Here is a 19,504-nt window from a genome sequence, read left to right on the forward strand (position 1 = left end):
TGGCCGGGGCCAGTGCCGGAGCAGCCGCGTCACCTCACCCCGGTACCGGAACCGGCTCGGCCGCGAGGTACCCGGCGCGGTGCAGCCGTGACACGAGCCCCGCGCAGACGAGCCCGGTGCCGGCCAGGGTGGCCCACGGCAGCCAACGCACGCCGGTGTCGAACAGCGCGCCGACGACAAGGTTCCCGACGGAGATCGCGATGCCCGAGGCGGTGTTATAGGCGCCGTAGTACGTCGCGACCAGCCGGTCGCCGGAGAGCCGGACCACGGTGTCCATCTCGAAGGGGTAGAGCAGCGCCCCGCCCCAGGCCAGCAGCGCCGCACACAGCGTCAGGGCCCCCACGCCCACGATGGCGTTATACGAGCTGGGCAGCAGTGGCAGGAACGCTGCTCCCATCAACACCAGTCCGTACACGATCGCCCGCGGCCCGGGCAGGTTCCGCTTCGCCCACGCGGTCAGTTTCAGCTGGCCGGACAGCGCGGCCAGCGCCGAGACGGCGAAGACCGTGCCGGTCACCAGCCCGGTGTGCTCGCCGAACAGTTCGCGGGCGTGCAGCGGGAGGGCGAGGTAGACCTGGAAGGCCAGCACGTAACTGCCGGACATGGCGGCGGCGAAGAGCAGGAAGGGGCGGTTGGCGGCGACAGTGCGCCAGTCGGCGGCCACTGCCCGCCAGGCCGGCTCCGCGCCGCGGCCGGCCGGCGGACGAGGCGGCAGGGCGCGGGCCTGCAGGGCGGCCAGGGCGCCGAAGATGAGCGCGGCGACCGCGCACACCGCTCTGAAGTCCCAGGCCAGGAGGGCTAGTCCGGCGAGCGGGCCGACGAGGATGCCCGCCTGGTAGAAGACGTTGAAGGCGGCGAACGCCTCCACGCGCCGCTTTTCACCGGCGTCCGCCGCCAGATACGCGCGTACGGCCGGGTTGAACAGCGCGCCCGCCAGGCCGGTCAGTCCTGAGGCCAGGACCAGCACCGGCAGGCTGCCGGCCACCGCGAGCAGCCCGAAGGCGACGGTCCGCAGGGCGCACCCGGCCAGGATCAGCGGCTTGCAGCCGTAGCGGTCGGCGAGGGTGCCGCCGACGAGGAACATGCCCTGCTGGGAGAGGTTGCGCACGCCCAGCACCAGGCCGACCGCCCAGGCCGCCAGCCCGAGGCCGTGGGCGAGGTGGTCGGCCAGGTAGGGCATCAGCATGTAGAAGCCCAGGTTGATGGCGAACTGGTTCACCATCAGCAGCTGCGCGGGCCGGTCGAAGGAGGCCATCTGGGCCCGCAGCCGCCTCATCGCACACCCGCCTTCACCTCAGCCTGGCGCCCCAGCGGATCCCGCACCCGGCTGCACCGCGTCCAGGAGGTCACCACACACTCGTCCGGCTCGGCGATCTCCTCGGGCTCCGGAGGCGGTTCATGGCCCAGCAGGCCGTGCTCGCGGCACCAGGCATCGTTGTAGACGGTCTCCAGGTAGCGGTGCGGGCCGTCCGGGAAGACGGCGGCGATCCGAGTGCCGGCGGGGTACGTCCGTGCCGCCCACCCGGCCACCAGCGCCACCGCACCGACGCTCCAGCCGCCGGACGCGTAGTGGCGGCGGGCCAGCCGGCGGCAGGCCCATACCGCCTCGGCCGGGGCCACCCAGTGAACCTCGGTGAACGCGTCGTAGTCGACGTTCGACGGGTGGATGCTGGAGCCCAGTCCCCGCATGAGACGAGGAGCCGCGGACTGGCCGAAGATCGTCGATCCGACCGCGTCCACCCCGATCAGCCGCAGTCCGGGGAACCACTCGCGCAGTCCCGCCGTGATGCCGGCCGAGTGGCCGCCTGTGCCCACCGCCGCCACCAGGACGTCGACACAGCCGAGTTGGGCGACGAGCTCGGCGGCCAGCGGCCGGTAGGCGGCGGTGTTGTCGGGGTTGTGGTACTGGTCCGGACAGTACGCGCCCGGGGTCCGGGCGAGCAGTTCACCGACGCGGTCGCGGCGGGCCCGCTGCCAGCCGCCCTGAGGGTGCGGGACCGGCACCTGCTCGACGTGCGCGCCCAGCGCGGTGAGCAGCCGGACCATGGGGGGCTCCATGCCGGGATCGGTGACCACGGTGACCGGGTGACCGTACGTGAGTCCGGCCAGGGTGAGCCCCAGGCCGAGGGTGCCGCTGGAGGACTCGACGACGGGCGCGCCCGGCGCGAGCTCACCGCGCCGTCGCGCCTCACGGACCATGTGCAGGCCGGGACGGTCCTTGATGCCGCCGGGGTTCGCTCCCTCCAGCTTGGCGTAGAAGCCGCGGCCGGGTGGGGCGAAGGGTTCGTCGATCCACAGGACGGGGGTGTTGCCCACCAGCTGTGCGGGGCGGCGGGCGGTCACGGACAGCGGGGCGTGCGCCCCGCGGTATGCGAGCAGGGGGACGTGCATGGGCGTGCGGCTCCTTCGCACCCGCTTCTTGCGTCGGTGGGTGCGGTCGTTGCGGTTCATGGGCGCGCGGGCACGCCTCGGCCACCGTGTCGGGGCGAGGTCGGGGCGTGCGGGCGCGCCTAGAAGCGCCAGACGCAGTGGAGCGCGAGAGTGCCACGGCTGTCCGAGGCACGCGCGGCCTGAGGTGGACCGGCCCAGGCGGCGTACGCGGCCGTGGCCCCCGCCACCGGGGGCGGTGCGACATCCGCACCGCTGTGACCGGACCCGAGGACGACGGTGGCATCGGCGGAGGCCCTGGGCCGGTCCGCCGCGTGCTCGATGTGATCGTCTGCCTCGTGGTGATGCGCGGGAGCGTGGTCATCGCTCTCGTGGTCGTGCCCGAGAACCGGGCCGCGTCCGTGGCCGATGCCGGCTTCCGGGTGGGTGGAGGCTGCGGCTTCGATGCCGACCGCCAGATGGGGGCCGTCGTACGAGGAGCCGTGTACGGTGCCCGCCAGATGGGCGACGATCAGCAGGACAAGCCCCAGCAGCGGGCCGACATGGCCCGCCCGCCCTGGGATTCCTGTTCCGATCCGCCTACCGCTCACACGCGGAGCGTAATGGAATGATTGCTTTCTGTTGCGTTGGGTGGGCTGCGTGCCGGGGTGTGTCGACCTCGGGGATTCGCTGGACGGAGGCGGGCGGCCACGGACCCGTGCCGTGGCCGAAAGCCTCCCGTCGACCGACCACTGCCTGATTGCCCCGCCCCGCGGTGCGCGCAGACCGGCGAGGCCCTCGGCGTCGCTTCCGTGAGGGAGCCTGCGCTGCCCGAACCGGACCTCGCCTCCGGGCTTGAGCCCACCAGGAGCCGAACGGCCCCAGCACCCGGTTCACCAGCCTCAACCGTGCCGAGGCGGGCAGGAAGCGGCAGCCGGCTGCCTGGTGAACGACCGCGTACAGCCCCCACGACCGGCCGAGCGGGGTGTCCGGCGGCCAGTGCGGCGCAGGCGTCGGAGCCGCCCCGAACACCAGCCGCCTCCCGCGCACCAGGAGCTGAACCTCTGCCCCGGTCTCGCGCAGCAGGACCGCGCTCCCCTGGGCCGGCTGACCGGCCCCGACCACGACCACGACCTGTCCGGCGAACGTCGCGGGGTCGGCGCGCTGCGAGCTGTGCGAGACGAGTCCCTCCGGTGCGAGCGCCGCCACCGGTTCGGGAACGCATGCGAAGCCGTCCATGCCGCCGGCCACCACCACGCGGCCGAACCGACGACCCCGGCATCGCGGCCATCGCCGCCCGGAACGGCGAGGAGCCGGACGGGCCGGGACCTCGCCGCGCAACTGGCGTGTGCCGCCCTATCTGACGTGGCGCGCGGGCCGGCCGGCGAGGTGGAGCAGGTGCTCGAGGGGGCCACGCCGGAAGAGGCGGGTCCATACGGCCGCCAGGAGCGTGGCGGCCGCGATGAAGCCCAGGAGTACCGGCAGCGCGTTCATGGTGTCGGCCTCGATTGCGGCCACGTACCAGACGTCGGCGAAGAACCAGAGGGCGACGATGTGCAGGACGTAGAAGGTCAGAGCCATCGTGCCGACCGCCGCGACGGGGGCGGCCAGGCGGGTGAGCCGCGGCAGCCGGGCGGCGATGGTCAGACACGCGGCCAGCACCATGAGGGCGACCCCCGTGTTGCCGAGGATCGAGAAGGTCGTCTGGCTGTGCGGCGCGCCCACCAGCAGCCAGGCCAGCGGGGTGCGGTTCTCGGGTTCGCCCACTGCGTCGGACCACCATCCCGACGCTGCCGAACCGCCGCCCGTGGCCCCCGCGACGGCGGTGAGAGCGTGCGGGACCAGGCGCAGGGCCAGCCAGGAGCCGCCGTAGCCGGACAGGGCTAGTGCTCCGCCGGCCAGGGCCAGCCGGGAGCGGATGCCGGGCCGGGTGAGATCGAGTTTGGCCACTGCCATGCCCGCGACCAGGAACGGCATCCAGGTGAGGACCGGATACTCCCCGGTGAACAGCAGTTCGGTGATCTCGCCCGTGCCGCTGACCCGGGCCAACGGATCGCCGGCGGTGATGGCGTCCGCCCAGTTCCCGCCCTCGATCGACCGGCGGATCGCGTAGAGGACCTGAGGCAGGATCAGTGCGCCCGCGCCGGCGATGAGCGCGAGCGTTTTGGCCCGCAAGCGGTACAGCGGGAGGACGGTTAGGAAGAGCAGCCCGTAGAAGCTGAGGATCACGTCGACCCCGGTGTCCAGGGCGGTCAGGGCGTAGCCGAACCCCAGGAGGACGGCGGCGCGGATCACGATCCGGGCCACCGCCTGTCGCCCGGACCGCCCGGTCCTGGGGTGCGGGCGGCCGGTGATGATGACCAGCGAGAAGCCGGCGAGCAGCGCGAAGAGTGCGGAGGAGCGGCCGCGGGCCGTCTCCAGCAGGAACCCCACCGGCCCGCCCACCGTCACGTCGGGGCCGACATGGGCGGAGTACATGCCGAAGACCGCGAGGCCGCGGGCCAGGTCGATGCCGACCAGCCGCCCCGTCGACGGCGGGCCGGCGTGGGCGGGGGAGCCATCTGCCGCAGGCTCCCGCGGCGCCTGTGCCGGCACGGCCGGCCATGCGTTCTGCGTCATGTCCTCAGCATTGCCGAATCTCCGCCGCGGCTCACGCGGCGCCGCTCCGCGGCCACCCCGCCGACCGGCCGAAGCCCTCCTGGCCGACTGGCCGGGGCCGCGCGGCCGATCGGCGGCAATCGCGCTGGTCCGCGGCCCCACGTCGGCCGCCGGCCGGACTACCGCGTCATTGCGGGCCGCCGGGCCGAACTTTCGGCAGGATGCCGGCTCCCCACGCCACCCGGCGAACAGTTCTGCGATCTGTGCTTCGCTGGGCGGGATCCGCAGTTGCGGTTCCACCGAGGCCCGCGGCCGGTTCATCTCGTCCAGCGGGCACTCGACCACACGCCTGGTGAGGTTGTGCAGCTCCACCTTGTGCCGCAGCTCAAGGAACTGGAAGAACACCGCTGGCGCACCTGCCCGGCCGGTCCGGGTCGACGGTTGGGCGTCGCGGAGCACCTTGCCGAAGTACATGTCGGCGTCGGCCGGCCCCATCTTCCCCAGCGGGCGGCCGAACCGGTCCCGGATCGGTTCCGGGAGGTCAGGGTCGTGGCGGATCGTGCTGCCGGCCGGTCCGGCCGAAGCCCTCGCGAGCACGAGCCCGGCCAGGACGTCTGTCTCGAACTCGGCGAGTTCCTCCTCGCTCACCGGGGCCCGGTACTCACACGGATCGTGCACTACGGCCAGAGCCAACCTAGCCTCGCGCTTTCACGAAGCGGTCTGTCCGGCACGTAAGCAGGGGCGTGGGAAGTGCCTCTGAACAGCGAGAATGAGGATTGTCGAGGTCCTTGTTCCCGCACCAGCCGGAGGCACTTCCCAGGTGAAGAAGCGTATCGGGTTCTACGCGCGTGTCCGCGTCGAGGGCGGCCGTGGGGTGGTCTCCCAGGCCGGGGCCGTACTGCTGGTCGAGACAGTTCGCAAGAGCGGCCTGGATGCGGCGATATCGCGGGCGCTGGCGCCGTGGCGGAAGGCCCGGGCAGTGCATGATCCGGGCAAGATCCTGCTGGATGTGGCGCTCGCCGTCGCCCTGGGCGGGGACTGCCAGGCCGATGTGGCCATGCTGCGGGCCGAGCCGGCCCTGTTCGGGCCGGTGGCCTCCGACCCGACCGTCTCCCGGCTCATCGACACGCTGGCCGCCGACGGGAAGCGTGCCCTGGCCGTGATCCGCACCGCCCGTGCCGAAGTACGCGAACGTGTCTGGCAGTTGGCCGGTGAAGCGGCGCCGGACGCCGGCGGACAGGTGACCGTGGACCTCGACGGTGTCCTCGTCCTGGCGCACTCCGAGAAGCAGGACGCCGCCGCGACCTGGAAGAAGACCTTCGGCCACCACCCGCTGGTGGGGTTCGTCGACCACGGCCGCGGCGGGTCCGGCGAGCCCGTCGCGGGGTTGCTGCGACCGGGAAATGCGGGCTCCAACACCGCCGCGGATCACATCGAAGCCGCCCGGCTCGCGCTCGCTCAGCTGCCCAAACGCTACCGGCGCGGCCGGCAGACACTCATCCGCACCGATTCCGGCGGCGGCACCCACGAGTTCGTGGCCTGGCTCGCGAAGCGCGGACGGTGGCTGTCGTACTCGGTCGGCATGACCATCACCGACGCCATCCACGCCGCCGTCCTGAAGGTCCCGGCCGGCGCGTGGACACCGGCAATCGAACCGGACGGCGAGATCCGCCACGGGGCCTGGGTCGCCGAAATCGACGGCGCCTGCCTCAAGGGCTGGCCAGCGGGCATGCGGCTGATCGTCCGCAGGGAACGCCCGCACCCCGGCGCCCAGCTGCGCTTCACTGACGCCGACGGCATGCGCCTGACCTGCTTCGCCACCAACACCCACACCACCCCGATCGCCGCTTTGGAGCTGCGGCACCGCCAGCGGGCCAGAGCCGAGGACCGCATCCGCGCCGCGCGGGCCGCCGGCCTGCGCAACCTGCCCCTGCACGATGCCGCGCAGAACCAGGTCTGGCTGGAGATCGTCCAGACCGCCCTGGACCTGCTGGCCTGGATGCCGATGCTCGCCCTCACCGGCACCGCCCGGCTCTGGGAGCCCCGCCGGCTCCGCCTACGACTGTTCTCCGCCACCGCTCAGCTCGTCACCACCGGCCGCCGCCGCATCCTCCGCCTGGCGAAGCACTGGCCCTTCACAGACGTGATCACAGAGGCCCTGGGACGCCTCACCGCCCTACCAAGGCCTGGCTGGCCAGCGGAAACGTCCTGCCCCTACGACCCCATTCACCCCGGAGCCGTGGAACCCGGCGCCCACCCGACGCGACAGCCGGGCAATAACCTTGCCCATGATCAGCCCGGACGACCGAAACGGCCCGCCAGAAAACCCGACGGTCCGTCATGAAAGGTCGAGGTTAGTGCCCGCGCAGCCCGCTAGGAGCAGCGCTGCCGCGATCGTGCTCACCACCGTGCGTCTCATTGTCCCGCCCCTGCCGTGCCCGTCCGGTGCTGATCACCGAGCCGGAACGCCACAGTGTGCCATGACATTTCCCGCCCCTTTTCCGCGCGGATGTGCCGTGCCCGGCGGGCGGAACGCGCCGCACAGCGGCGTCCAGGGCGGTCAGGGGGCGGGTTCTTCGGCGGCGGACATGTCGCGCGGGCGGCTGTAGTGGAACTGGTGGGCCACCGTGACCGTGGCGGTGGGCCCGTTGCGGTGCTTGGCCGCGATCAGGTCGCTCTCCCCGGCCCGCCCGGACTCGGGCGCGTAGTGGTCCTCGCGGTGCAGCAGGAGGATCGCCTCCGCGTCCTGCTCCAGGGCCCCGGAGTCCCGCAGGTCGCTCACCGCCGGCTTCTTGTCCTGCCGCTGTTCGGGCCCGCGGTTGAGCTGGGCCGGGGCGATGAGCACGGCGCCGGTGTCGGCGGCGAGGATCTTCAGTTCGCGGCTGATCTCGGTGACCCGCTCGTAGGGCGACTGCCTCGCGGTGCGCTGGTCGGTCTGCATCAGCTGGAGGTAGTCCACCACCAGCGGCGCCCGGCTGGTCTCCCGGGTGATGGTCTTGATGCGGGAGCGGATCCGGGCGGGGCTGAGGCGGGCGGAGTAGTCCATCCACAGCGGCAGGTCGCGTAGTTCGGGGGTGTGCCGGTCCAGGCCGGTCCCAGTCGTCTCCGGTGAGGCCGTCGACGCCGTCGCGGATGTGGTGGAACGCCACCCGGGCCCGGGCGGACAGGATCCGGTTGCTGACCTCGGTCCTCCTCATCTCCAGCCTGTGCACCAGGGTGGGGGCCCCGGTGCGGGCGTTGGCGGTGGCGACGCCGAGGGCGAACGCGGACTTGCCCATGGCCGGGCGGGCGGCGACCACGATCATCTGCCCGGGCATCAGCTTCATCAGGGCGTCCAGATCGGTGAAGCCGGTGACGGCGGCCGCCGGGAGGGACACGGCCAGGCCGTCCAGGTGGGCGTCCAGGTGGTCCCCGAACCGGCCGAAGTCGTCATCGTCGGCCTGGCCGTCGGCGGCGAGGTACTCCAGCTCCGCCTGATGGGCGGCGATCGTCTCCGGCACGGACAGCGGGTCCGCCAGGCGGGCGCCCTGCATCCCGCGCACCAGGGCGGCCTGGTAGCGGCGCACCTGGGCGTAGCCGTGCACGAGGTCGGCGTAGTGGCCGGCCTCGGCCGCCGAACAGGCTTCACTCGCGAGGCGGGACAGGCCGACCACGCCGCCCAGGCGCTGGACATGTAGCCGGAGACGTCCGGCAAACGCATCACCGCCCGCATCTCCCTCCTGGACACCGGCGGAGCGTGACCGGGCGGTTCCCCTCCCGCTCCCCGGCGACGGCACCCGACCGCGTGATCCGCCTCAACCGTCCAACCCGGCCGGGCCGTTCACGAGGGCGTCATGGATGGCCCACCCCATGTCGCCCGCACACCAGCTGACGTTGCCCAGGACGGCGACGTCCACATCGTGCCGGGGATAGTGGTAGAGGCGGGCGCTGACCCCGTCCTCCTCGCCCGTGTGACCCCAGCGGACGACGGTTCCCCCGTCGTCCAGGAGGTGGGTGAGGCCGAAGCCGTACTTCCACCGGTATCCGCGCACCTTCTCCGCCCGCTCGTCGACCTGCGGGGTCAGCGCGAGGCGTGTGGTCTCCTCGTCCAGCAACCGGCCGATGCGCAGCGCCCGGGCGAAGGCGGTCAGGTCGGCGGCGCTGCAGGTCGCTCCCCCGTCGGCGGCGGCGCGCGGAGTGGTGGTGTAGTGATTGGTCCGGTACGGAGTGGGGCCGGTGGCCGGGGTGAGATACCCCTCGGCGATGTCTGGACCGAGTTCGTCCAGCGCCCAGAACCCCGACGCGGTCATGTCGGCGCGGGCGAAGACCTCGTCGGTGATGACCTGCTCGTAGGGGCGGCCGGTCAGCGACTCGATGAGCAGCCCAAGCAGGATGTACCCGGCACCGTTGTACAGATGGCGCTCCCCGGGCGGGAAGTGCGGTTCCTTGCCGGCGAACAGCGGCAGGTAGTCCGCGTTCTCTCGCAGGAGATACAGCGGATGGGAGGAGGTCAGGGCGGCCCATTCGGCCTCCCAGTCGGGGCTGCCCTCCTCGAACCAGTCGCCGATGCCGGACGTCATGGTCAGGGCGTGCCGGACGGTGACACGCGGGTCGAGCCGGGGCATGTGCTCCTTCACGTGGTCCGCGAGCGAGTCGTCCAGATGGACCCGCCTTTGCTCGACGAGCTGCAGCACGGCCACCGCCGTGAACATCTTCGACACCGAGGCCACGCGGAACCGGGTGTCGCACGTGTTGGGTATCGCCCAGCGCCGCGACGCCATCCCGAAGGCGCGGGCGAACACCGTCTCCCCGCGCCGGGTAACGCGCACCGTGCCGGAGAATCCCTGGCCCTGGGCCACGCCGAGGACGGCCTGCTCGAGACGGTCGGGATCGAGGCCGCCGGTCGGATCGTCCGTCGTCGCGCTTGCCACCGTGGACTCCTCGCAGAAGAAGGTTGCATCAGCCATGGGCCATGATCGTCAGGGGTTCGTGTATCAGGCAACCGCTTTGTATTCAACGCCGACTCTGCTGCGCAATTCGGCTGGGTGAGTTCTGCCGGTCGAGCGTGATCGTCTCTGTGGTTGCGATATCCCGGCCTCGTGTCAGTGACGTTTTCTCAGCGGATGTCCGGTCAGCACTGCCAGAGGAACGAGCCTTCCTTGCACGGCACGCACGCGAAGACGTATCCGCAGCCGCCTCCACCGAAGTTCATCGCTGTCCGGTGGTCACGTCCCTCCTCGAGCTGGGCCATGAAGCTCATCGGCTGCGCGCACGACGGACATGCCGGCGTCTCGTCGTGCTGCAGCCACGCCGGAGCGCCGCCCAGTTGGCCGAGGACGTCCCGCAAGGGACGGCCGTAAGTCTGCGACCAGTTACTGCGTGCCTCGTGGTAGGGAACCGCGTCGATCGCCGTGCAGTCGATGCCACAGGTCTCCGACAGCAGGGTCTCACCTTCCGTTGGCACCGGGGCGGGCGTGAGTCCGGCGCGAGGGAACAGCAGTGCCCGGTTGCCGCCCGCGCCCGGATCCCACTCGTCGCACAGCCCCGGGTCGTTCTGGCACATGAAGACCGACAGGACGCACTCGGCCGCCGCAGCTGCCTCGGCCCCCTGGGCGCCGGGCGCGTTCACCAGCAGTTGCGCGATGAACTGCATCGGCCCCGAGCACGCCGCGCACCGCGGCCAGGTGAACCCGGCCGGCACCAGCGGCACGCCGCCGGTGCGTGTCACCAGCGCGTGGTCATCGACCGGACCGATATACGTCATCAAGGTAGTGGTCACGGTCGGGAAGCCTAGATCAGCCATACGACAGCTCCCTGCGGCCCGACCGTGGGAGCACGACGCTGGGCTGGTAAGACGGGGCCCTTCACACACGATCGTCCGCCGACCCAGAGGCTTCACCGTGGTCCCCTACGCCGCCATGCTCGACGTCCCGCGCCGTACCGTCGAGTTCCTCGCCCGCTTGCTGGCCGCGCACCGCCGCCGGATCGGCACTCCGAGGAGGTCCCGTGCCTTGGGCCCGTTCCGGCAGGCGGTGTTGGTGCTGCGCTGGTTCCGCGAGCGCGGCTGCGTGCACTGCCTGGCCCACGATGCTGGGATCTCGCAGGCCACCGGTTACCGCTACCTGCACGAGGGCATCGACATCCTCGCCGACCGAGCCCCCGACCTGCACGAAGTCCTGGAGCGCTGCCGCAAGGACGGCATGACCCATGTGATCCTCGACGGCACGCTGATCGAATCGGACCGGGTCGCCGGCGTGCGCGAGAACGGCAACGACTGGTGGTTCAGTCAGAAGCACAAGGCCTTCGGCGGGAACGTGCAGTTCCTGGCCGCCCCCGACGGCACGCCGCTGTGGATCTCCGAGGTCGAGCCCGGCAGCGTCCCCGACATCACCGCCGCCCGCCTCCACGTCCTCCCGGCTCTGCACAAGGCGGCCCGCCGACGGCCTGCCCACCCTCGCGGACAAAGGCTATATAGGCGCTGGCATCGGCATCCTCGTCCCCACCCGTCGCCCGAAGGGCCGCTCCGAGCAGGCACTCCACATCGATACCCGCACCACCAACGCCCTGCTCAGAAGCCTCCGAGCCCTCGGCGAACGCGCCGCCGCCGAACTCAAGCAGCGCTGGCGCGCCCTGCAGCATGTCACCCTCAGCCCCAGCCGGATCAGCGCCATCGCCCGCGCCGCCCTCGTCCTCAACGGAACCTGGAAATGATCATCGTTGAGAAAACGTCACTGACTGCGGGAGCGCTCCTTCCGGGGGTCGCCTGGCCATGGTGGTTTCTCGAGTGGCGGCACCAGCAGCCCGGCCGTATGAAGCGGTGCGCGACCGAAGGGAGCCGAGGTCTACCGTCCGGTCATGAATTTCACCCTGCCAGAAGGACTTCCCCCGGGGCGGTTCGTCTCCTCGGGGTCGGCGTGCGTCTGGGTCGCGGACGAGCTGCCATGTGACGTTGACGGGGTGTGGCGGCCCCTGCTGTCCATGCAGGAAGACACCGAGCTGGTGCCCCTGCTGGGCGGGACGTTCCTTAGCCGTCCGATAGACCTGGCACAGATATCCGCTGTCCGTCTGGAGGATGCCCTGACCTCGGACTTCGCCGAGTACCGGCGCCGCCGTCTGCCCTGGTGGACGGACCCGACGCCGGAGCCGGTGCCCGAGGGCACCGCGCCGTGGCCGCATGATCCGGGCCCGCCCTTCGAGACATGGCCGGGTCTGGCACCGGCAACGCCGGTCACGGACACTGCCCCTTCACCGGCGGACGCCGCAGCGCACACGATCGGCCACCTCATAGCTACAAACCCGTACGAGTTGGCCGGATGCAGCCTCGTGCTGGCCCCCGCGCAGCACAGCGCCGATATCCCAGCACTTCTCGGCTGGGATGCGGAGGCTCCGCTGCCGCTGGTGTGCGCGCTGCTGCGCAGCTGGGAGGAGCGGTTCGGCGCTCGGGTGGTGGGAATGGGAGGCAGGTTGTTCGTCTCGGTTGCCCGCCCGCCGCAGACCGCAGCGCACGCGGACCTTCTTGCCCTGGAGCATGTCCTGTCGACCGCCGACAACATCGTCGACGACCCACCGACCCCCTTCCCCGAGTACGCAGCGATCCTGCCGCAGCGAACGCACTGGTCGTTTTGGTGGGACTGACTCGTCGGCTCCAGGTGCCGGACGAACGTTCCCGCAGTCAGCGGCTGACCTGCGGATTCACGGAATCGCGGTCAGAACCATTTTCAAAGGGCCCTATCAACATCCTGACGGCGGGGTTCCCTGGCGCTGCCCGGCGGCCTGGTCGTGGTCGGCCCCCGGGCGGGATCGGCCGCCCGGGGGCATCGCGGCGGTGAGGAGGCTGTGTCGTGGCGTGGTTCTCGGTGGGACGCTGGCCAGGGACATGCGGCGTCGGCGGGGCGGTCTGCCGTTCGGCCAGGGCCGCGCCGAGAACCACGCCACGACACAGCCTCCGACGTCCCGGCGGGTGTTTGTACGCACTTGTTTTTGGGACCAGGATTTCCAGGCTCTCTTGGCCGCACTGACAGGCTGCAGGGGGCGTGTGCGGCGTCTCGCACACCCCTGGTTCCGAGAAGTTTTGGCTCCACGTCCGACTACGGCCCGGCGCTGGGCGGCACCGAGGGCTGCACTGCGCCCGGGGCGTTGCCAGGCGGCTGCGACTGCTGGAAGCGGCCGCTGGGCGGGGAAGGCGTGATGTGCTGCTCTTCCACCGTGCCGCGGGTTCCCCGCCACAGCACGGTCAGGAGGCCGACGGCACACACAACGCCGACGACCAGCACGATCGGTGGGCGTTGCCGCGATCGGATCAGGCGAAGGCAGAGCCAGCCAGCGCATGACCCCGCGAAGATGATGATCAGCGGGGTGAGCCTGCCCCGCTTGTATGTGATCAACAGTGCGTCGGGGTCGGCGAGCAACAATATGAGCGCCGCGTAGACGGCGCCGAGCGCCACGATGACCTTGCATGCCCCTTCCAGCAGGCGCAGCGCGAGGCAGCTGCTGTGCATGTTGCCCCTCCCCTCCGCGGCCTACCGTCCAGAGATCGTCAGCCGGCCCCGCTGCGCCCCCGACCCGTGCAGGCTACGGCGTTTGTCATACCAGTGGGGCCAGATCGACTTGGTACATCGGCGGGGCCACAACTCATTGGTGCGGGGGAGCCCAAACAAGTGCGTATAGACACGGGCGGGCGCGCACCGGTGCTGTGGGGCCGGACCGAGTGCGCACCGCCCTGACCCGGTCTGCGCCGCGCTCGGTGTGCCCCGTGTATCCGTCGGCCGGCCCTGCCGGGCCGTCGGTTCGGTGCGGAGGCGGCAGGGCTCCGGAAGGGGTGCGCGCAGGAGAATTCTGACCTGTCGCATCGAAGTTAGCCGTCCGGGTCGCGTTGACCCGCGTCGATCAGGTTGAGCGAGATGGAGTCTCCGGATGTTCTTGACGGAGCGCTTCAACTGGCCATTCTCGCCCTCAGTGCTCCATCCGCCTACCAAACCTTGAGCGCCGCACCTGGATGGGGCGCGGCGCTCGGTCTTGGTCACCCCGTTCCCGTTTCGCGCGAGCCCCCGCGCCTCCTCATCCCAGTGCTTCCAGGAGTTTGCGTTCGCGCTCGATACTCAGGCCGGCCCGGCGGGGCCGGTCCAGACCCTGCTCCCGTTCCCAACGCAGAGTCTCCTCCAGCAGCTCCGCCCGAGGCCGGTGCCGCAGGCCGGCCGCGCTCGCCGCAGCGCCGTTGCGGGCGCCGAAGCCGGCCCAGTCCGGGTCGGCCACCCACAGCGCGAGCGACTCCGGGCCCATGGCCTGGACCACCTTCTGCCCGAGCAGCCAGTCGTCGTCCGCCTCCACCACCGGCCCGGTGTGCCCGCCGATCTCCCGCGACAGCGCGACCCACTCCCCGAAGGGCACGATCGGGCCGACCGCGTTGTACGTTCCGGTCGTCCCCTTCTCCGCACAGTCGAGCAGCCATGCCGCGAGGTCTCGCGCGTCCACCACCTGCGTCGGGATGCCCAAAGAAGTCGGCACCAGCAGCGGGGCCAGCGGCTCGCGGGCCGCGCGGCCGACCCAGTACCCGGAGCGGCCGCTGTGGTCACCGGGGCCGCCGATCAGTCCCGCCCGCGCGATGAGGAGCCGGTCTCCCACTGCGGCCGCCGCGGCCTCCTCGCAGGCCACCTTGGCCTCCCCGAACTCGTCGTGGTCGACCTCGTCCCGCTCGGTCGCCGGGAGCAGTTCCGCCGACTCGTCCGCGTCCGGCTGCGCATGCGAGGCATACGCGCTGACCGACGACACGTACGACCAGTGGCCCGCCCGCTCGCCGAGCGCCGCCAGTGCCCCGCGGACGAAGCCTGGCTGCCACGACACCTCGACCACGGCGTCCCAATCCCGGCCCGCCAGGCTTTCGTACGCCGACGGGTCACGCCTGTCCGCAGCGACCAACACCGCGCCCTCGGCCGCCTCGCCACTCTCCCCGCGGGCCAGGCAGGTCACCCGATGCCCACGTTCCAGTGCCTGCCGCGAGACCTCGCGGCCCACCCACGCTGTTCCGCCCAATACCAAGATCTTCATCAGCTCACTCAATCCGGACTGTGAGCCTGCGCGTCTCGGCTTCGCCGAGGGCGTAGCGGTCCTCAACGGGCCACCGGGGCGCCTTCCCAGCCGTTTACAACGGTCGGACGCTGTGGCCAACTGCCCAGTGCGTCCATCCGCGCGCCTAGGTTCGCTGAGACGGAAGGCCAAACGACTGGGTTCGATGAGGAAACGCCTCGATTGGATGAGAGCGGTCAAATTCGGTTTCCGAAAAAGAGGAGGAAGACTCTTCGAAATCAGGGATAATTCACGTCTGTTGCGTGCTTGGATCGGCTCGGACGAACGGATGGGAATCCTGGTGAAGAAGATCGCTCTATTCGGTCCCCCTGCGAGCGGGAAAACGACGATCGCGAAGAAACTGTCCGATTCGCTGGGTCTCCCCCATACCGACCTGGACGAGATCCTGTTCACCGGCGACGGGACTCTCCCGCTCGATGAATTCCGCATCGAGGCCGACCGGATCACGCGCGGGGCATCATGGGTCGTCGAAGGGAATTACTCGAAACTGGCGGACGTGGTCTGGCACCGGGCCGAGGTCCTGGTCTGGCTCGACCTCCCGCTGCTCCTGGTCGTGCGCCGGATCGTCTACCGGAGCCTGCGCCAACTCGCCGGCCTGGACACGAGCGCGCAGGCCCGGCGGCTCACCTGGAACCGCGCGTTCTTCGGCCGGCGTTCCCTGCTGCGCACCGCCATCCGCAAGTACCGCAACAACCGACCCCGTTACGCCCAGCAGGTCGCCGAGACGGCCGCTCTGGGCGTCCACGTCGTACGGCTCCGCAGCGGACGTCAGGCAAACGCGTGGCTCACCCGGCAGCTCACCGGACGGTGACCCGGACACCGGGGCCTGACAAAACACTGCGATCTTTCACCTTCGTGTCAGTACGCAACCTGCGCGTATATCGCCCGGTGACTGCCGCAGATCATCAGTGATCTGCGTCGATACGATCTACGTCACGTTGTCGGCGCTGCCGCCGGTGCCGGTGTCCTTCAGCCGGTAGGCGGTCCCGTCGGGTGCGATCAGATCCACCTGCAGGTCACCGCTCCAGGTGTGCTTGACGTCCACCTCCACGTGGAGGTTGGCGGGAGCGTTGTGGGGAACGCCGGTCACCCTGATCGGCGACTCGGCGACCGACCAATCCGGGACTCCGTAGTCGGTGGTGTTCTCGAACCGCTTACCGCTCGGCGCCGGCGCGGGCTCCGGAGCACCTCCGCCGTCCTCGCCAACGTTGAGCAGCAGGTTCGGCGAGCCGGGGCCGTGATCGGTGACGGCAGCGTAGGTCGCCTTGCCCGCCAGCGCGGAAGCGCCCTCCTCCGGGGTGGCGGTGGGGTCGTCCGCCAGGGGGTCCCCACCGTGAACGGTGGGGACCCTTCGACGTACGTGGTTGCAGTTCTCGTGAACAGGCTCGACAACTGCGAATCTGCACCGGAAGGACACGCCGCGACCTGCAGCAACCGCACGAGCCGTCACCGCAAAAACCGCACCCCGATGTCACCACCACCCCACACCCCACGGCGAACCCCCAGCCCACCGCCCTGACACCAGCGCTGGAGGGCACTGGTGTCACCACTACAGAAACCGGTGACATGGAGATGCAGATTCGCATCCTGCGCCGGTAGTCCGTCGTTAAATCTCACATAAGTTCTTCCGCCAGGGTGCCGGCAGGGCCCCGGCGTTTGCCCTACAACTCGAACTCCAGGTGCTCAATGTCGGTGAACTCCACCGCCAGGCCGTGGGCGCGCCGGCCGCCGTCGCGGAAGTACACCGCACCCGGGCCTTCGGCGGCGATGCCGCGCAGCACAGCTGTGAGCATGAGCCGTGGATAGCTGCCCCCGACGGGGCGCGATCAACTGTTTCCCCGGTGCGCCGCCCGTGTGGGCGCACTGGTCATACCGGCACAGGCACGGCGCACCCCTCCCGCACGCGTCGCGGTCGCGAACCGAGGTTCTTCGGCCGAATGGCGGGCGGGGTCACCTCTCGTCCGGCCACACCCTAAACACCGCTCCGCTCTCCGCATCGACCAGGATGACCCGGGCGTCCGGCAGCGCACCGTACACGCCGACCCAGACGACGAACTTGTCGCGGGCTGTGGCCTCGCTCCCCCACCAGCCATGCATCGCCGGACGGCCCGCCGCGATCAGGATCAGGTGATAACGCCGGTCGGAACCGAGTCTCATCCCACCAGCCTCCGTCCGGCGTGTCGACGCGCAGCGACCGGCCCGCCGTGACCACACTCGCCCAAAGGCCCGCGATGACGTCCTCCACGGCCAGGCCGTGGTGGCACAGGTCGACCCGGCCGGGGCCGGCCCCCGGGGCAGTCGACGGCCCCCTTTCCGGGCGGCGGCCGCGCAGCTTCTGGGGGTGCGGGTCTTTGCCGTCTCAGGCCCCGGCCGATGGATTGGACGATCCGGCGGTGCGGCGGTATGCGGCGTTGAGGCGCTGGGCCTCCTCGAGCTGGTCCTCGAGGATGATGATGCGGCAGGCGGCCTCGATGGCGGTGCCCTGGTCGACGAGTTCCCGGGCGCGGGCGGCGATGCGCAGCTGGTAGCGGGAGTAGCGGCGGTGGCCGCCCTCGGAGCGCAGCGGGGTGATCAGGCGGGCTTCGCCGAGGGCGCGCAGGAAGCCCGGGCTGGTGCCGAGCATCTCGGCGGCCCGGCCCATGGTGTAGGCGGGGTAGTCGTCATCATCGAGCCGGCCGAAGGAGTCGTCTGCGGTCACTTGCACCTCTCGGTAAAACGCGGGGAGGGGCCCCGGTGCCAATGGCACCAGGGCCCCGAAGGAACTACTACACCATCTGCCGGCCCTGATCCTGCGCCGGCCTCCTGTGTCCGCAGACCCGGCCGAGATGCTGCCGGGGGTGCGGGGATCGCGGTTGCTTGACCGGAGACCACCTCACTATCGATGTCCTGCGGTACCCGGGCTCAGACGTCCGCCCGGGCGATCCTGATGGCGCTCGGCTCCTCCGTTCTTCCCTCTGGGATCAATCACTTGCCTACTGCTGGTACTGCTGGTGATGCGACCTGCTCTGTGGCCTGTGACAGCGCCACCCTTCGGCAGCCGGCCCCGTCGCCCGTCCTGCGTCTGCTCTGGCGTTGGAACCCCACTGCCGAACCTCCCGGTGCGCGCGTCCGCAGCCGACGCCTTCACCGGGGTGCTGCCTCTTTACTTCGCTGCGGGGTACTGCTCACGGCGGCCCCTGATCACTGCGGGCCACCCGGTCCGGTCGTCAGTCCCGTCGCCGTCCTGCAAGCTCTGGCTTCGGAACTCCACCACCGCACCGTCCTGCGGGCACTGCGGCCCGGCAGTTCGTGTCTGCCGGGCCTTGCTCGATCTCGGCTACGAGAGAAACCGTAACCATGCGAGCATCGAATGTCTACTCCAGCAGGCATAGATTTCGGTGTGCTCGGCGATGAGATATCCCCCCTCGGCCGGTCTGCGAATGCTGGGGACCGTCCGCAGCGCAGGTCCGGCGCACGGGGTGAGACCCACAAGCCGCCCGCTGGGCTTCCCGTGACGCCGCCGACCGGCGCGGCGCGTCGACTGCGATCCTCAGTCCCCTCCGGCAAGCACGGTGGCTCTGGCGGGTTGGCCAGGTGGCGGGCAGGGCACAGGGGCCGGGTGGGCAAGGGCCGGGCATAGACGATCCAGCGACCGGGGCGACCCTGATGAACACGATGGCCGTCAACGCCACAACTTTCCGTTCTCCAGCGGCCGTTGCCGACGCACGTGACACCGCACGGGCCTTCCTCAAAGACCTGCGGCAGCCGACCATTGCCCCGGAAACCGCGGACACCGTGGTCCTGGTCATGTCCGAGCTCGTCACCAACGCCCTGCGCCACGGCGGGGGCACCTGCACACCGGAACTGACAGCCCACCCGGACACCATCGAAGTGGCCGTCCACGACCCCAGTTGCAGGTGCCGCACCTGCGCACGCCTGACCTGTATTGCGCCATCTGGGGTTCGGCCGGCCCATGGTCAACCACCTGGTCCGCGCCACCGCGGTCACCCGCCGGGCCTCCTGCGGCAAGAACGTATGCGCCCGTCCTGCCCGGTAGTGCCACCGCCCAAGCCGTCCGGACGGGCCGGTGCATACAATCGGATCTCATGCCGAAGCCTGACAAGCTGATCGTGGAAATCGCCGCCCTTGTGGAGTCCGGGCAGAGCAATCAGATGTCCCTGACCGTGGTCACCGGTGGTGCTGTCATCACCGGTCGCCTGGCTCCCGAAGCCGTGTGGAGGCAGAGGGTGTCGGAGGTGCTGAAGGACTCCGCCCGCCTGGGCGAGTTCTCCGCTGTCTTCGACGCCCCCGCGAAGAAGGACGGGCCGCCCACGCATCTGCACTTCCATGTCGCCCGGATCCTGCAGGGCGCGGTGGGGATCCCGGAGACGGGCGGGATGTACCGCGTTGCGATCGAGGACGTCAGTGCCTGGACCGTGGGTGACTTCAGTTACTCCGACCACTGACCCACCGCCGCGCCGAGAGCGGCACGGCACGC

General features: G+C 70.7%; 16 protein-coding genes and 4 pseudogenes. 6 read left to right on the forward strand and 14 right to left on the reverse strand.

Going from position 1 to position 19,504, the window contains the following annotated elements; genetic code table 11:
* Positions 1-34: 34 nt before the first annotated feature.
* The 4 genes from DIZ27_RS01500 to DIZ27_RS01515 form a co-directional block, all read right to left on the reverse strand.
* Positions 35-1,276, reverse strand: coding sequence for an MFS transporter (locus DIZ27_RS01500; RefSeq protein WP_109376412.1), 1,242 nt, complete (start codon positions 1,274-1,276; stop codon positions 35-37).
* Positions 1,273-2,391 (reverse strand): PLP-dependent cysteine synthase family protein, encoded by a 1,119-nt coding sequence (locus DIZ27_RS01505; RefSeq protein ID WP_109376413.1) that lies wholly within the window; start codon positions 2,389-2,391, stop codon positions 1,273-1,275. Before DIZ27_RS01505 ends, DIZ27_RS01500 begins: the two co-directional genes overlap by 4 nt.
* 119 nt (positions 2,392-2,510) lie before the next feature.
* A complete protein-coding gene (locus DIZ27_RS01510) occupies positions 2,511-2,978 on the reverse strand; it encodes a hypothetical protein (protein WP_109376414.1) in 468 nt (155 codons plus the stop codon).
* Between the two features lie 745 nt (positions 2,979-3,723).
* The gene (locus tag DIZ27_RS01515) at positions 3,724-4,986 is read right to left on the reverse strand and encodes a DUF418 domain-containing protein (RefSeq protein ID WP_109376661.1); all 1,263 of its coding nucleotides are present in this window, start codon (positions 4,984-4,986) and stop codon (positions 3,724-3,726) included.
* A 799-nt stretch (positions 4,987-5,785) separates the two neighbouring features.
* On the opposite strand from DIZ27_RS01515, the pseudogene DIZ27_RS01520 reads away from it, so the two are divergent.
* A pseudogene (locus tag DIZ27_RS01520) lies at positions 5,786-7,156 on the forward strand (IS1380 family transposase); the annotation flags it as partial.
* A gap of 369 nt (positions 7,157-7,525) precedes the next feature.
* Here DIZ27_RS01520 and DIZ27_RS01525 read toward each other — a convergent pair.
* From DIZ27_RS01525 to DIZ27_RS01540, 4 genes and pseudogenes are all read right to left on the reverse strand, one after another.
* Positions 7,526-8,053 (reverse strand): DnaB helicase C-terminal domain-containing protein, encoded by a 528-nt coding sequence (locus tag DIZ27_RS01525; RefSeq protein WP_258308203.1) that lies wholly within the window; start codon positions 8,051-8,053, stop codon positions 7,526-7,528.
* Positions 8,054-8,114: 61 nt separating this feature from the next.
* Positions 8,115-8,498 (reverse strand): annotated as a pseudogene (locus DIZ27_RS48670) (DnaB-like helicase C-terminal domain-containing protein); the annotation flags it as partial.
* A gap of 261 nt (positions 8,499-8,759) precedes the next feature.
* The gene (locus tag DIZ27_RS01535) at positions 8,760-9,911 is read right to left on the reverse strand and encodes a serine hydrolase (protein ID WP_109376416.1); all 1,152 of its coding nucleotides are present in this window, start codon (positions 9,909-9,911) and stop codon (positions 8,760-8,762) included.
* Positions 9,912-10,075: 164 nt separating this feature from the next.
* Entirely contained in the window at positions 10,076-10,723 is a 648-nt protein-coding gene (locus DIZ27_RS01540; RefSeq protein ID WP_258308183.1) for a YwqG family protein, read from the reverse strand.
* A 121-nt stretch (positions 10,724-10,844) separates the two neighbouring features.
* Between DIZ27_RS01540 and DIZ27_RS01545 the strand changes: the two are divergent.
* Positions 10,845-11,655 (forward strand): annotated as a pseudogene (locus tag DIZ27_RS01545) (transposase family protein).
* A gap of 144 nt (positions 11,656-11,799) precedes the next feature.
* Positions 11,800-12,579 carry a DUF4253 domain-containing protein gene (locus DIZ27_RS01550; RefSeq protein ID WP_109376418.1) on the forward strand — a complete coding sequence of 260 codons (780 nt, stop codon included), beginning with the start codon at positions 11,800-11,802 and terminating at the stop codon, positions 12,577-12,579.
* Between the two features lie 452 nt (positions 12,580-13,031).
* On the opposite strand, the gene DIZ27_RS01555 is transcribed toward DIZ27_RS01550, so the two are convergent.
* Positions 13,032-13,442: a hypothetical protein gene (locus tag DIZ27_RS01555; RefSeq protein WP_109376419.1), complete on the reverse strand. Its 411-nt coding sequence runs from the start codon at positions 13,440-13,442 to the stop codon at positions 13,032-13,034.
* A gap of 559 nt (positions 13,443-14,001) precedes the next feature.
* Positions 14,002-14,988: an NAD-dependent epimerase/dehydratase family protein gene (locus DIZ27_RS01560; protein ID WP_109376420.1), complete on the reverse strand. Its 987-nt coding sequence runs from the start codon at positions 14,986-14,988 to the stop codon at positions 14,002-14,004.
* 277 nt (positions 14,989-15,265) lie between these two features.
* Between DIZ27_RS01560 and DIZ27_RS01565 the strand changes: the two genes are divergently transcribed.
* Positions 15,266-15,838 carry an adenylate kinase gene (locus tag DIZ27_RS01565; RefSeq protein ID WP_258308184.1) on the forward strand — a complete coding sequence of 191 codons (573 nt, stop codon included), beginning with the start codon at positions 15,266-15,268 and terminating at the stop codon, positions 15,836-15,838.
* A gap of 117 nt (positions 15,839-15,955) precedes the next feature.
* Here the strand turns inward: DIZ27_RS01565 and DIZ27_RS01570 are convergent, their stop codons facing one another.
* From DIZ27_RS01570 to DIZ27_RS01585, 4 genes are all read right to left on the reverse strand, one after another.
* Positions 15,956-16,444 carry a proprotein convertase P-domain-containing protein gene (locus DIZ27_RS01570; protein WP_258308185.1) on the reverse strand — a complete coding sequence of 163 codons (489 nt, stop codon included), beginning with the start codon at positions 16,442-16,444 and terminating at the stop codon, positions 15,956-15,958.
* A gap of 244 nt (positions 16,445-16,688) precedes the next feature.
* Positions 16,689-16,820, reverse strand: a complete 132-nt coding sequence (locus DIZ27_RS01575; RefSeq protein ID WP_375231920.1) for a terminal protein — start codon at positions 16,818-16,820, stop codon at positions 16,689-16,691.
* A 157-nt stretch (positions 16,821-16,977) separates the two neighbouring features.
* Positions 16,978-17,184 carry a hypothetical protein gene (locus DIZ27_RS01580; RefSeq protein ID WP_109376422.1) on the reverse strand — a complete coding sequence of 69 codons (207 nt, stop codon included), beginning with the start codon at positions 17,182-17,184 and terminating at the stop codon, positions 16,978-16,980.
* Between the two features lie 202 nt (positions 17,185-17,386).
* Positions 17,387-17,725, reverse strand: coding sequence for a MerR family transcriptional regulator (locus DIZ27_RS01585; protein ID WP_109376423.1), 339 nt, complete (start codon positions 17,723-17,725; stop codon positions 17,387-17,389).
* A 947-nt stretch (positions 17,726-18,672) separates the two neighbouring features.
* Between DIZ27_RS01585 and DIZ27_RS46740 the strand changes: the two are divergent.
* Together DIZ27_RS46740 and DIZ27_RS01595 are read left to right on the forward strand one after the other, a co-directional pair.
* Positions 18,673-19,063, forward strand: a pseudogene (locus DIZ27_RS46740) (ATP-binding protein).
* Positions 19,064-19,112: 49 nt separating this feature from the next.
* Complete coding sequence (locus tag DIZ27_RS01595) at positions 19,113-19,472, forward strand: hypothetical protein (RefSeq protein WP_109376424.1); 360 nt, start codon at positions 19,113-19,115, stop codon at positions 19,470-19,472.
* Positions 19,473-19,504: the final 32 nt, after the last annotated feature.

Source organism: Streptomyces sp. NWU339 (genome assembly GCF_003143855.1).
In the GTDB taxonomy this organism is placed as follows: Bacteria; Actinomycetota; Actinomycetes; order Streptomycetales; family Streptomycetaceae; genus Streptomyces.